Origin of the sequence: Acinetobacter sp. ANC 4648 (genome assembly GCF_002135345.1) — a bacterium.
GTDB lineage: Bacteria > Pseudomonadota > Gammaproteobacteria > Pseudomonadales > Moraxellaceae > Acinetobacter.
On sequence record NZ_NEGI01000001.1, the window covers coordinates 277,321 to 291,842 of the forward strand.

General features: G+C 38.3%; 10 protein-coding genes. 5 read left to right on the top strand and 5 right to left on the bottom strand.

The window, feature by feature from the left end; translation table 11 throughout:
• Window positions 1–56 precede the first annotated feature (56 nt).
• From B9T27_RS01365 to B9T27_RS01380, 4 genes are all read left to right on the top strand, one after another.
• Window positions 57–932 (top strand): Hsp33 family molecular chaperone HslO, encoded by an 876-nt coding sequence (locus B9T27_RS01365; RefSeq protein WP_086205070.1) that lies wholly within the window; start codon window positions 57–59, stop codon window positions 930–932.
• Between the two features lie 235 nt (window positions 933–1,167).
• Complete coding sequence (locus B9T27_RS01370) at window positions 1,168–2,136, top strand: DnaJ C-terminal domain-containing protein (RefSeq protein WP_086205399.1); 969 nt, start codon at window positions 1,168–1,170, stop codon at window positions 2,134–2,136.
• A gap of 12 nt (window positions 2,137–2,148) precedes the next feature.
• Window positions 2,149–2,481, top strand: a complete 333-nt coding sequence (locus B9T27_RS01375; RefSeq protein WP_086205071.1) for a chaperone modulator CbpM — start codon at window positions 2,149–2,151, stop codon at window positions 2,479–2,481.
• A 106-nt stretch (window positions 2,482–2,587) separates the two neighbouring features.
• Window positions 2,588–2,854: a YdcH family protein gene (locus B9T27_RS01380; RefSeq protein ID WP_086205072.1), complete on the top strand. Its 267-nt coding sequence runs from the start codon at window positions 2,588–2,590 to the stop codon at window positions 2,852–2,854.
• A gap of 82 nt (window positions 2,855–2,936) precedes the next feature.
• Here the strand turns inward: B9T27_RS01380 and B9T27_RS01385 are convergent, their stop codons facing one another.
• The 3 genes from B9T27_RS01385 to rpsO all read right to left on the bottom strand — a co-directional run bounded on the left by B9T27_RS01385 (window position 2,937) and on the right by rpsO (window position 6,861).
• The gene (locus tag B9T27_RS01385) at window positions 2,937–4,160 is read right to left on the bottom strand and encodes a magnesium transporter CorA family protein (protein WP_086205073.1); all 1,224 of its coding nucleotides are present in this window, start codon (window positions 4,158–4,160) and stop codon (window positions 2,937–2,939) included.
• A gap of 86 nt (window positions 4,161–4,246) precedes the next feature.
• Window positions 4,247–6,334 (bottom strand): polyribonucleotide nucleotidyltransferase, encoded by a 2,088-nt coding sequence (pnp, locus tag B9T27_RS01390; protein ID WP_171263311.1) that lies wholly within the window; start codon window positions 6,332–6,334, stop codon window positions 4,247–4,249.
• A 257-nt stretch (window positions 6,335–6,591) separates the two neighbouring features.
• Complete coding sequence (gene rpsO, locus B9T27_RS01395) at window positions 6,592–6,861, bottom strand: 30S ribosomal protein S15 (RefSeq protein WP_086202386.1); 270 nt, start codon at window positions 6,859–6,861, stop codon at window positions 6,592–6,594.
• Window positions 6,862–7,090: 229 nt separating this feature from the next.
• Here rpsO and B9T27_RS01400 point away from each other — a divergent pair, with 229 nt between their 5' ends.
• Window positions 7,091–8,389: a serine hydrolase domain-containing protein gene (locus B9T27_RS01400; protein WP_086205075.1), complete on the top strand. Its 1,299-nt coding sequence runs from the start codon at window positions 7,091–7,093 to the stop codon at window positions 8,387–8,389.
• A gap of 537 nt (window positions 8,390–8,926) precedes the next feature.
• Here the strand turns inward: B9T27_RS01400 and recD are convergent.
• Together recD and B9T27_RS01410 are read right to left on the bottom strand one after the other, a co-directional pair.
• Window positions 8,927–10,711 carry an exodeoxyribonuclease V subunit alpha gene (gene recD, locus B9T27_RS01405; RefSeq protein ID WP_213033003.1) on the bottom strand — a complete coding sequence of 595 codons (1,785 nt, stop codon included), beginning with the start codon at window positions 10,709–10,711 and terminating at the stop codon, window positions 8,927–8,929.
• An 87-nt stretch (window positions 10,712–10,798) separates the two neighbouring features.
• Window positions 10,799–14,521, bottom strand: coding sequence for a UvrD-helicase domain-containing protein (locus tag B9T27_RS01410; protein ID WP_086205077.1), 3,723 nt, complete (start codon window positions 14,519–14,521; stop codon window positions 10,799–10,801).
• Window position 14,522: the final 1 nt, after the last annotated feature.

Sequence of the window (14,522 nt, forward strand, 5' to 3'; positions counted from 1 at the left end):
ATAGCTTGTGTTTTGTAATTTCGTCACCATCTAAATAAGGATTTGGAGAATTTTTTATGTCTGATTTACGTCAACGTTTTTATATTGAAGAAAGTCCTGTTCGTGGCGAAGTCGTGCACTTAGAACACGTATTACAAACGATACTTGCACAGCGTAACTATGCCCCAGCAGTGCAAGTGTTATTGGGTGAAATGCTTAGTGCAACCGCCCTGCTTGCCAGTACTTTAAAAATTCAAGGACGTATCAGCTTACAAATTCAGGCTCAAGGTACATTTAAATGGGCAATGGCTGAATGTAATCACTTAGGTGAAGTCCGTGCGCTTGCTGACTATGAAGAAGACCCTCGTTTTGCAGCAGCAGAAAGTAGTCAAACCGTGTTATCTGCTTTAGTTAAACCAGTATTATTCATCAATATTGAACCTGATTTTGGTGAGCGTTATCAAGGGGTCGTCCCTTTAGATAAACCGACACTTGCTGGCTGTTTAATGCAATATTACGATTTATCTGCCCAAATTCCGACTCGTATTGTTCTTGCCAGTACAGCACAAGCTGCCGGCGGTTTACTAATTCAATTATTACCGCGTAATAATGAAGAAGAACAACAACGAATTGATGAGGACATTTGGCCACGTTTAACTGTATTAACCGAAACATTAAAAGCAGATGAATTAATTCACTTAGATGCCCAAGAAATTCTTTACCGTTTGTATAATGAAGAAGAAGTCCGTTTACCTGATGTTGAACAACTACAATTTGCATGTACCTGTTCAAAAGACAAATGTGCCAGTGCCTTACAGCAAATTGGTATTGATGCAGTTCTTGAGACCTTAGAAGCACAGAATCCAATTACTATGGATTGTCAGTTCTGTAATACCCGCTATAGTTTCACTGCGGAACAAGCATTAAGCTTATTTGGTAGTCACTTAAGTTAAATAAAAGTTTAAATTTAAACTTTTATAAAAATATTCTGTTATCCCCTAAAAAGAGTGAATCTAATTTCACTCTTTTTTTTATTTCACCATCAAAAATAAGTAACATAATCGTGTTATGAATGAAGCGTGATTTCTAAAATAAAAATTGAAACAAAATCAACACCAAGAAATACTATTCATCTCGGGAGAATTAGAATAATAATGAGATAAATGAATATAAATAATGATTGTCCATATGACCAAAAATTATTACGAAGAACTGGGACTTACCCGTTCTGCGACAGCAGCAGAAATTAAAAAGGCCTATCGGAAACTAGCACGGAAATATCATCCTGATGTCAGTAAAGAAGCTGATGCTGAAGAACGTATGCAAGCCATTAATGTCGCTTACGATACGTTAAGCAATGCTGAGAAGAAAAAAGAATATGATTTTGAATTAGATCATCCTAAAGGCTTTTCAGGTTTTGGACAACATGCAGGGCAAAGCGGATTCGATGGTGCAGAGTATTATCGACAAGGTTCTGGACAAGAGTATAGCTCTGACTTTAGTGGCTTTGAAGACCTATTTGGCCGCTTTGGTGGTGGTTTTGGTGGCGGACGTCAGCAAGAATATGGTCAAAGAAGTTCAGGACAGCAACGGAGTTACCGAGGTGAAGACCAGCATGCCAGCATAGAGGTCGATGTAGCTATTGCTTATGAAGGTTCAACCCAAAATATAACTCTACAAATCCCAAGCTACAATGCTTATGGAGAACCAGAAGTACAACGTAAAACTCTTCAAGTCAAAATTCCAAAAGGCATGAAAGAAGGTCAACAAATTCGACTTTCCAAACAAGGTCAAGCAGGGATTAATGGTGGAGAAAACGGGGATCTTTATATTGAAATTCACTATAGAGATACTGACAAAATTCGAGTTGAAGGGGCCGATGTTTACTTCACGCTCAATATTGCACCGTGGGAAGCTGCTTTAGGTCAAAGTATTGAAGTGGACACACCCGCAGGTAAAGTTAACGTCAAAATTCCTAAGAATGCTAAAAATGGACAACAACTACGCTTAAAGGACAAAGGTATTCCCAATAAAACCCCTGGGCATCTTTATCTCGTTCTGAATATTGTTTTCCCAAGCGCACACTCAGAAGTAGAACAACAGGCTTATCAAAATTTTGCAGATAGCTTTGCGAACTTTAATCCTCGCACATCTTAAAGGAGCATTCTCATGACCACTATTCAGTATCGTGAAATTATTTGTAATGGATATCATGAAGTTGAAATTGTTGATGAAAATAACAATTTTGACCTTAAAAATTTTGCCCAGGCATGTGGTCAAAGCACAGACTGGGTCTTACAACTTTTAGAGTATGAAATTTTACCAGCACGACCAGAAGAACGTATTCATCAATTTTTTGGTGATGACATTTCACGTGCACGCAGAGCATATCGATTACAACGTGATTTTGAAGCAAGCCTCGCTGCAGTTGCCATGATGATGGACTTAATTGATGAAGTTCAGCAATTACGTAAACAAGTGCGACATATTCAACATCAATAAAATTAAATCGAAACTTTTTGTTAAATCGGCTGACAGGTAAAGTATTTACCTGTCATTATGATTACTTTCTATTCAAGTTTAGCATTATCTAAGGTGTCGAAAATTTATGAATATTAAGGTGATGAACAAAAAGATTAAAAATATGTTTCCAGAATACACAGAATTAATGACTATTCTGAAGCAAGAAAACCCGCATTTTGCAAAAATTCTTGAAGAGCATGATGTGCTTGATAAAAGAATTACCCAGCTAGAGTTAAATCCTGTGCACGTCATTAATGATGATATTGAAATACTGAAACGGAAGAAATTAAAGTATAAAGATGAGATCTATTTATTGTTAAAGAAAGCAGAGCAAGATAGTTCTCAATACTGATTATTGAAGAGGTTACCCCCCAATTTTTGTATGAAAAATATTGAGGGGTACTTATTAATGATGATAAATTTTTGTTAAAACATTATTTAAATTTAGCTATTTTTTCGACTTCTTTCATGGTCTGCTTAATCGGTTCATAATCTAAAAACCAAAATAAATTCACATGCTGATCTTTATGTTGCTGTGCCAACATATCGATCACACTACGCTCTCCTCGCCCAACCAAATGGCGGCGATAGAAGTAAACCATCAGTAAAATTGTACACATCAACATAACTGCAAGCATGATCCAAAAACCAATCGGATTCTTTAATCCTGGAATAAACTCAAAATTCATTCCATAGACGCCTGTTAATAGCGTCAATGGTGCAAATACTGCAGTCAATATAGCTAAAATTCGCATATTTTCATTGGTTTGATTGGCGACAGCGGAAAAATGTAAATCAATCGCTGATTGAATGGCACTGGCTAAGCGTATGGTATATTTTTGAATGCGCCCAACATGGCTAACTAAATCATCTACACGGACTAACATCATATCTTGCCTTTCAGTGCGTTTTTTACCTTTAATGTGTACATAATTTTCGACGACTTCATGTCTTAATTCTTGTAGCGCATCTATCTGTTCTTCACACAGGTTCTCAATTTGCTGAAATGTCATATTCTCTTGAAAAAGCTGCTGCCATTTTTGAAAGCGTCGATTACCTTGTAGTAATTCTTGTTGCCAAAACTCAACCCGTCGACTAAGTGGATTACGTATATCTAAATAACCATCAATCATGGCATTAAGTAACCTTAAGACAAGGTCTAAAGGTGTTGAGGGTAATTTTCTCGGTCGATTTTGTTCATCTATGCCTTTGTGTAACATCAGCATAATACGTTCGAGATAATGCTCTACGGCATGATTACCCTTTTCTCGAATAGTAATTAATACTTGCGAAGTAAAAATAAAACTGATCGGTGAGGTAGCCAATCCAAATAAGTTTTCGTGCCGTTCAATGGCATTTTCGCCGCTATAAATTTTATCATCTGGGGTAATTAATTTTCTGAAGATCAGTAGATCATATTCATCCATCGTATCAAAGGTACACGGATGTTCTAAATTTAAGATATCTTTAATATGGTATTCATTCAGCAATATTTGGCTTTGATGCAAGATCTCTTTCTGCCACTGCTCAGAATGATTCACAATATCCTCACGCACACAATCTATCCATATAAATTGTTGTTCTTGATCTTGCACAGGTTCTTGCTGAACACAAACAAATTGCTCTTCGGGATGTTGAAAAAAATAGAAAGTCTGCATATTTACAATTATTGTTGGTATTCCTACCCTGCATCATGCCATAAAAAAAGCCCGCATCAAGCGGACTTTTTTAGACTTTAGAACAATTATATTTGTTCAATATCTTTCATCGTTAATTTGATACGGCCACGGTTGTCAACATCTGCAACCTGTACTTTAATTTCTTGACCTTCTTTCAATACGTCTGCAACATTAGCAATACGTTCGTTAGAGATTTGAGAAATATGTAGTAAACCATCTGTACCTGGCATGATATTGATAAACGCACCGAATTCAACGATACGAATAACTTTACCCATGTAGATTGTACCCGGTTCAATCTCAGCAGTCAGTGCTTGGATTTTTGCAACAGCAGCGGCAGCAGCAGCTTTAGTTTCACCAAATACACGAACTGTACCGTTATCTTCGATATCAATTGCAGCTTTAGTTTCTTCAGTGATTGCACGAATTGTCGCGCCACCTTTACCGATGACATCACGAATTTTGTCAGGGTTGATGTTGATCACTTGGAATGTTGGTGCATGCATAGAAATTTCAGGACGTGCACGTGAAATCACTTGGTTCATTGCGTTCAGGATGTGCATACGACCAGCATAAGCTTGGTTTAATGCAGCTTCCATGATTTCTTCAGTGATACCTTCGATCTTGATATCCATTTGAAGTGCAGTAATACCGTTTGCAGAACCGGCAACTTTAAAGTCCATATCACCCAAGTGATCTTCATCACCTAAGATGTCAGAAAGAACTGCAAAACGTTCGCCTTCTTTCACTAGACCCATTGCAATACCAGCAACTGGTGCTTTCAATGGAACACCTGCATCCATAAGTGATAATGAAGCACCACATACTGAAGCCATTGAAGATGAACCGTTCGATTCTGTAATGTCAGATACGATACGAATTACGTACGGGAAGCGATCAGCAGGTGGAAGTACCGCTTGAACACCACGACGTGCCAAACGACCATGACCAATTTCACGACGTTTAGGACCAGATTCACGACCTGTTTCACCTACAGAATATGCAGGGAAGTTGTAGTGCAACATGAAGTTATCAGTTTTTGTACCTGACAATGTATCAACCATCAATGCATCACGTGTATTACCTAAAGTCGTTGTAACCAACGCTTGAGTTTCACCACGTGTGAATAATGCTGAACCGTGTGCACGACCTAAAACGCCAACTTGCACATCAATACCACGAACAGTTTTCGTGTCACGACCATCAATACGTGGTTTACCAGACAAGATATTGTCACGTACAGTACGGTATTTTAGATCTTCAAATAATTCATTTACTTCGTTAGCAATACCCGTTTCGTCATTTTCAGGAACGAATTGTGCAACTGCTTCAGCATAAAGTGCATCAAGTGCCGCATAACGGTCTTGTTTCACTGCAATGGTATATGCTTCAGAAATTTTAGCTTCAAAAGCCGCTTTTAATTCAGCAAAAAGCGTTTCATTTTTGCTTGGAGCAACCCAAGTTGATTCAACAGCACCAGCTGCCGCAGCAAACTCTTTAATCGCTTGAATCGCGATTTGCATTTCGTCATGACCGAAAAGTACAGCACCTAACATTTGGTCTTCTGAAAGCTCTTTCGCTTCCGATTCAACCATCAATACTGCAGATTCAGTACCAGCAACCACAAGATCAAGATCACTTTCTTTCAATTGTTCGTGGTTCGGGTTAAGAATGTATTCACCGTTGATTAAACCAACACGTGCACCCGCAATTGGACCACGGAATGGAACACCCGCAATTGACATTGCAGCTGAAGTACCGAGCATTGCAGCAATATCAGCATCCATGGTTTTGTCAGAAGAGATAACTGAAGCAGTTACCTGAATTTCATTATAAAAACCTTCTGGGAATAATGGACGAATTGGACGGTCAATTAAGCGTGAAATTAAAGTTTCAGCTTCAGACTGACGGCCTTCACGTTTACCATAACCACCTGGGATACGACCCGCAGCATATTGTTTTTCTTGGTAGTTAACCGTTAAAGGGAAAAAGTCTTGACCCGCTTTCGCTTTCGGTTGAGCAACAATCGCAACAAGTACAGTCACGCCACCCATGGTAATCACAACACTGTTCGCTTGACGTGCAACGCGACCTGTTTCTAAAACAACTTGGTGCTGACCAAATTGGAATTCTTTACGAACGATATTAAACATCGACATATATTTTTCTTTCCTGATTTTATTCTAGTGGAGACCCCTAAGCTTTGGCATTTTCAATACATCTGAATAAATGACAAAGCTTAGAAGCCGACCTCACTAGAGAATAACATCTATAAATACACTATTTTTAAACACAAAGAAGGAGCGAACATTCGCCCCTTCCGATTATCTAGTCAAAGCTAGATAGACTTTAGTTTTCATCAGTACAGCATTGAACATGCAATCATCCGAAAATAAAAGTTTAAATCGAATTAACGACGTAAACCTAAAGCAGCAATCACGTCAGTATAACGAGTCGTGTCTTTACCTTTAAGGTAATCAAGAAGCTTACGACGTTGGTTAACCATACGAATCAAACCACGACGGCTATGATGATCGTGTTTGTGTGCTTTGAAGTGACTTTGCAAATCATTGATTTGTGCAGTCAATAAAGCAACTTGAACTTCTGGTGAACCCGTGTCGTTTTCTACACGAGCAAATTTAGCCATGATCTCTGCGCGATCTGCGTTTGTTAAAGCCATTCGATTTCTCCGAGATGCTTTTGTAAATACTTGATATAAATCATATTAACTCTTCAAAACCAATATGATTGCCGTGCATCACTACAGCAGTGGTCTATTTTAAAGGAACTACCGATAGATTGCAAAGTTATCCGCTTTAAATCATTTTCAAGTCAGTTCAGACACTGACAAGTCTCTTGAGTAGAGGCACACTACAGCACATAAAAACAAAGGATATAAAGAGAACATCGTGAAAATATTTTCAACTAATACTTGTTATGTACCCAAAGATTTAAGTTCTGTCATGCATCAGCAACATGAAGTTGCACCTGAATTAGGTGGCATGACTGAACAACAATTACAAAAAATTTGGGAAAGCCTCGAGAGCCTCTATAAAACGGGAAATTACCCACTCATCAGCTTTTGTTTAAGACGTAAAGGTCATATTTTACTGAATCGTAGTCTCGGTTATGCACATGGCAACTCTGCTCAAGGACTGGCCAACGATGCAGTTATTGGCAATACTGATACGCCAATTTGCCTATTTTCAGCATCTAAAATGATCACTGCTATATTGGTGCATATGTTGAATGAAATGGGCGAAATAAACTTGCTTGATCCCATCAGTTATTATCTGCCTGAATATGCTCAAAATGGTAAACGGCGTGCAACCATCTTCCATTTACTCTCACATCGTGGTGGTATCCCTCGCATTGAAATGGAAGTTACACCTGAGCTTCTATTTGATAAAGATCAAATCTTAAAACATCTCTATGCAGCAAAACCAATTTCAACGGCTGGATCACATCTGGCCTATCATGCCGTCACTGCAGGTTATATTCTTGGTGAGTTGATTGAACGTGTAACAGGACAAGATATTCGTCAGTTCTTACATGAACATATTGAAAAGCCTATGGGCATGACTTATTTCAATTACGGCTTAAAACCAGAATTTCGTGATCAAGTGGCTTTAAACTATCCTACTGGAATACATCCTAAATTAGGTGCAGATCATTATCTCAATCGCGTACTTGGTGGGGGGTTAAAACTGGCAGTTGATGTGACCAATGATTATCGTTTTATGGATACTGTTTGCCCTGCGGGAAATATTTATACCAGTGCTGAGCAAGCCAATCGTTTTTTAGAAATGTTACTCAATGGCGGTGAGTACAATGGTAAACAGATTATGAGTGCCCAGACTGTTTTTCGCGCCACATTACCGACTTCAAATATCTCAATTGACCGAACACTGCTCGCTCCAATGCGCTATGCACTTGGTCCAATGCTAGGCAGTAATCCCGTCGGTATTTTTGGTCCAATGTCTGGACAAGCCTTTGGTCATTTAGGTTTTTCGAACATTCTATGTTGGGCTGATCCTGAACGTGATATTAGTGTTTCACTTTTAAATACAGGTAAATCAGTGGTCGGGACTCATCTTCCAGCTTTGGCCAATGTTTTGTATCAAATATCGAATCACTGTCCCAAAATACCTAAAGTACAACGTCGCTCACTGTTTGGAACAGATCAAACCGAAACCAACTTAATTTAAAACTTAAGTTTATTTTAATGAAAAAGCCCTAAGATTTCTCTTAGGGCTTTTTCATTGCGCTGTAGTTTTTTATATTTTAGTTATGATTATTTTATTTATTGTCTGCTTTTTTAAGTGAATCTTTCACTTTTATTATGTAGACATTCCTTGTGTTAACTTCAACATGTCCTTATGAGTTAAGTATGTCATGTAAAAAAATCAACAAAAGTAGTGTTTCACGTATCTTTATGTAAGCTATTTCTCACAAAATGTAACTGATGTAAATTTAAATCAATATGCAAGATATAAAAAAGCCCTGTAGTCTCTCCCAAAACTACAAGGCTTAGCGGCTGTAAGTTTCCTCTTTTATCTCTTACATTCCTGTAAGTTCGCAGTCTCACGACTTTAAATCATTATTATTGTGCGATTTTACTCGGCAATCCTTGCTGAGTTCTTTATGGGATTGATCATCTCAAAAACAACGCAATTGCACTATGCGCAAATTTCTCGAATTCATGTAAGCAATTTCGTACATGGTTAACATTGTTAATTTTTACTTCATAAAATATCATATTTGTTAATTTTTTTACCCAATCCGCTTTGTCGAGTCGTTGCAATACTCAATGACTGTACAAACGCCTCTGGGTAGACTAAGAGACTCACTGCCGATTTAGCTCGAGTAATTGCAGTATAAATTAATTCCTGACTCAGTAATTTTGTCGCTGCAGCATCTAAAACCACCGCGGTATGGCGAAACTCAGAACCTTGTGATTTATGAATGGTCAAGGCAAATGCCGTTTGAATTGATTTAGGTAAGCGAGTAGCAGGTATCCATTGATCTAAGCTTGGGAAATACACTTCAAACTGATCTTTTTGCTGCCGATGTTTAAAACAAACTCCGATATCACCATTCGATAGACCGAGCTGATAATCATTATAACCCATCATCACTGGGCGACCGACATACCAATCACCTTGTCGACTTAACAAGGGTAAATATTCAAACAATGCTTTTTGCATTTCACGATTTAAGGCCTCTAAACCAAAAGAACTGTGATGAATAGCTGTTAAAATTCGATAATAGTCAAAAGCTTGAATTACTTGTTCAACTGTTTGATCTGGCTGTTCACTATTTAGATAGTGTTGAATGCTGTCAAAATAATGATGATAGCCCCAACTTAATTTTTGGTAGTAATTCAGCAAATCAGTCTGAGGAATCGTGGCGGCTAAATATTCCAGTTGAATCACATCTGTCATTTCTGGATGTAATTGGATTGGCTTCAATTCAGTCGCAGCAACTATTTCTTGTTCAAAGTTGTTTAATAATGGCATCGAATGAGACGCTATAGTTTTTGACATTGAGCTAATTTTTTGCGCTTGAATAAACTGTGCCATCTTTCCAATCAGCGCATCTGCTTTAAAACGACGACTGTTGACAAGATTGACTCGATTTTCATTCAGTGATTCCGCTTGCTGTAAATCTGCCAATACCGAACCAACATCTACAGAAGCTAACTGATTGGCATCTCCCAATAAAATTAAGCGACAATGATCAGGTACTGCCTCAAGTAATAAAGTGGCTAAATTGAGGTCTAACATCGAAGCTTCATCAATCACAATCACATCATAAGGCAAAGGTTGCTTTTGATTAAAACGAGCCTTGGATTGTGTACCTAAACCCAGTAGTCGGTGAATGGTTAAAGTATCTTGCTGCTTCAAATCATCAGTAATTAAGCCTAATTCATTTAGTTTTTGATCACTCAGAGAGTTTTGTAGAGCTTCTTTCATCCGTTGAGCAGCTTTACCTGTAGGTGCAGCCATGGCAATACGGATATCTGGAATCGCCTGACTTAACACTGCAATAATACGCGCTAAGGTATATGTTTTGCCTGTGCCAGGACCACCAGTAATAATATTAAAGGCATTTTCAGCCACCATATTTAAAGCTTCTTTTTGATACTGATCTTCTAATAAATGCTCAAAAGGTTGTACATCTACCACTGCAATCGATTGTTGTTTTAAACGTACGATTTGTGCAGCTAAACGTTGTTCCAAATGCCAATAACGGTATAAATACAGATATTCATCATCCGCAACCAATGGTGCAACTTGAGTATTAATATTCGAATCTTCAACAAATAATAGATCTTTTACCGACTGAATCATGTAATCATCTTGTTGAATACAACTATCACCACGCGTCGTCGCCAGTAGTAAATCTTGAACCAGCTCTAAAGCATCACTATGCACCTCTGAAGCTGTGGAAAACTGCTGTAAAATATATTTACTCCATATCGCAATCCATTCTGGAGTTTGGCTTCCTAAATTCTGTTTACTTTCCACACAGTTATCCTCAGAGTTATCTACAAGGTTTTCAACATAGCTATCCACATGGTAACTTTTTGTTTATATAGTCATTAAAATCATTTATTAAGCAATATTGCTGATTTTATCCTCAGCAAAATAGCCCAAGATTGCATCAAGTCTAAGTATAAATTCTGTACTTGGTTTCCAATGATAATAACCCTGCTCCGCCTGTCCATTCATGCCACGCAAATACAAATAACTTGCTCCACCCAAATCACGTTCAATTTGATAGCCCTGCAACTGCACCTTTAAATAACGATGCAAAGCGACTAAATATAAAGCGGCTTGTAACCAATAACTGGCATGTGACATACTTTCTTGAATAGCCATAGCTGCATAATTTTGCTGATCATTGCCCAAAAAATTACTTTTATAATCGGCAATTTGATATTGCTTACCATCGAAAAATACCAAGTCAATCGAACCATTCAAATAACGAGCAGAATTGGCTTCCTTAAAATCTGGCATGTTAATCTGATATTCATCAAATAGTTGATGAATACGTTGAATCACCAACACTCGATCTGACAGAGCCAAATAGAATGGAAATTCTGCCAAGTGTTGATCAGATGCTAATTGCTTCAATTTAAAATGTGCATGGATTGGGGTGTCCAAAACTTGCTGCAACCACGCTGATACCCATTCAAGTAAAGTCTCTTCTACTTGATCTTCACTTGGAAATACCTTTTGAAACTTCTCAATTAACTCATTCCACAGCGTTGCATAATCATTTTTAAAACGACGCCGAATCTCTAAATGCCAAAAGTGCTGATCTTGAAAATTAATATGTTCAAATATTTCATGTAAAAAATTCCCTGCCACAGTCCCCATCGGAAAGTTGGCTTGAATCCATGCAATCGGTTGACTCGGTAAATCAGCAAGCACGTCTATAATGGGTTGGTTAATTTCATCCTCAGCGCTTTCTATATCTGTAGGAGCAACAGCCAAAGCATCTTGAATTTGTTGGCGAGTTAGATGCTGGGCCAAATAACTGAAACTGGTTTTTCCACGTGGATAAAAACGTTGCTGTGGAAATTTTCGTGCCTGAATCGGTAAAATTACATCTGATGTTTTCGCTGCAAGTTTAATCGGTCGTTCTGTTAATAAAGCTTCGACTGTACTATTTTGATGTTGAAATGCATTCACACCATGACCACGCCAAAACGCCAACCCTGTGCTGGATTTACCTTCATGATCCTGCATCATGGCATACACACGATAGCTGGCACGCGTGAGTGCTACATACCATAAGCGATGATGTTCGGCCAAAGCTCGTTCATCATGCTGATCAATATCGGCTTGTTCTAAAATATTTTTATCATTCACGGCAACAATTCGTTGTTTTTCCAGCTGTCCTGTCCGTGGATTTATTGTTTCAGCAGTGGAAAAGTTTAGGGTTTTGTTCATTTCTTTAATGCCCTTATCGGCACCTAAAAGAAAAACAAATTTAAACTCTAAGCCTTTGGATTGATGAATCGTCATCAATTGCACACCGGCTTGATTAGATAGTTTACGTTCCAACTCCCATTCTCGCTGCATGGGTGAGGTGAGTTGTTTTAAATACCAATGATGTAAATTTTGTGCCCCCTGATAATCTTCGCTATGCTGACTAAGTAACTCAGTGACATGCCGCAAATTCACCACCACGCGCTCATTGTCCCGACTTTGCTTTGCAACCAGTGTTTTCCAAACATCAAACTGATTTAAGCAATATTGCCAAGCAGTTAAAAAACCTTGATTCAGCCACATTTCACGAATTTGATCAAACTGCTCAATATAAGCACTTAAACCATCAGCTTGTTGTTTTAACTGCATCAGTTTTTGTAAGTTGAATCCGAGCAAGCGACTGAGTAAAGCACGTTTTATTTTGCCTTCATCATAGGGGTGCATAATCGCACTCAGTACAGCACCAACGTCTTTTGCAAGATTACTTTCAAAAACACTTTTTTTCGAGGGTCGATTAACCCGAATGCCTAAATATTCCAGCATAGACTGGGCTTTATCTAAACCATCATGGTTTTTAGATAAAATCGCAATATCACTTTCATCAATGGCACGATGCCCTGCTTGTTCAGCAAAATACAAGGTTCCTTGAACGCCTTGATTGAGCAAATCTCGAATTTTCCATGCCACTTGTTCTGCTTCGGTATTTTTATCTTGCAATTGTATCCAACGCAGTGGCATAGGATTAATTTGTTGCTGATCGATTAAATCCGGATGCGGACGGCTGCCTGCCTGCACAGGCGTATAGATCACCTGCTCACCAAAATCATTTTGGCGTTGCAATAAGGCATCCACGGCCTCAACTAACGGTTGAACTGAACGATGGTTATAAATCAAATTATAAAGATGACCCGCTTTACCAAATACATCCTGATGTGCTTTTAAAAAAGTCAGCATATCACCACCACGGAAACCATAAATTGCCTGTTTACGGTCACCTACCATAATCATACAACCCGTATTGACCCGCTTGGGATGACGCCATATTTGCGCCAACATATCATCTTGATCTTGGTTGGTATCTTGAAACTCATCGACCAAAATCAATGGATAACGTGCATGTACAAAACTTGCAAAACGTTGTCCTTGCTCACCTTGTAAAGCTTCAGCCAAAGTACGAATTTGCTGAGCAAAAGTCGTTTCTCCTTTCTGCTGTAACACTTGCGGTAAGCGTTTTTTCACTTCACTGGCGAGATGAAATTGTAGATAACTATCTAAAATATCCAAATCAACAGTAAGCTTTTGCATTCCCTCAATAAACTGTTTGAGAGAGCGAACAATGAGATGATTTTCAAAATTCTGTAAAACATCTTCAGTGCATTTATTTAACGGTTTTTTCGTGGTTAACTCTGTAAGTTGTTTGATTGTATTCGCGTGCTGTGGTGCAAAGAGTGCATATGCACCCTGCTGTTGTAATGCCAATAAAAAAGCAGGTAAAACCTTGGTAAAAAGCATTTGCATTTTAGCTTGATCGCGCCATTTTTTAGCAATAATTTTATGATGTTGCCCATCGGGTAAGTAGTACTCGGCTAGGCTTTCCAGTTGATTTAAATCCAGTTGCTGGAGGCTCTGAATCTCTTGTGCAAATTGCGCTAAATCAATTCTAGGTTGTGGTACAGCCTGAAATTGTGCCGAAGCAAAATTCAAGCTATTTTCCACCACAGAAACATAAGCATCCTGCGATTTTAATTTTTTATTCAACAATAAATAATCAATAACGTTCTGTGGCTGCTGCTGAATCCACTCTCTTAATACATCATGAATCAATTGATAGGTATAACTTTTGGCATCATCTGTAATTTCAGCACGCTCAATTTTTCCACTTTCAAACGCAAATTCACGCAATAACTTTTGACTAAAACTGTCTAAGGTACCCACAAAAAGCTCATCTAATTGGTCAATCACCAGTTTTAAACGTTCACAGGCATATGCCACTTGTGCAGCAAAAATTTGTAAAACTTTAGCAAATAATGGATCGCTTTCCTGTTGGGCTTTATCTAAAACCTGCTGTTCAGTTAAATCCCGACAACCTTCGAAATAACGATGCGTTTCAACCAGCCGTGTTCGAATTCGACTTTTTAATTCCGCTGATGCTTTACGGGTAAATGTGGTTGCAATCATCTGATTGGGCAAATATTTTTCTAAAAAAATTCGTACCATCAAACTCGAAAGCGTATAAGTTTTACCTGTACCTGCTGAAGCTTCAATCCAATGTAGACCTGAAAATTGCATATCAGAAATGGGCTGAATCGATACTTTTTTTGCAGCAATATTTTGACTCATC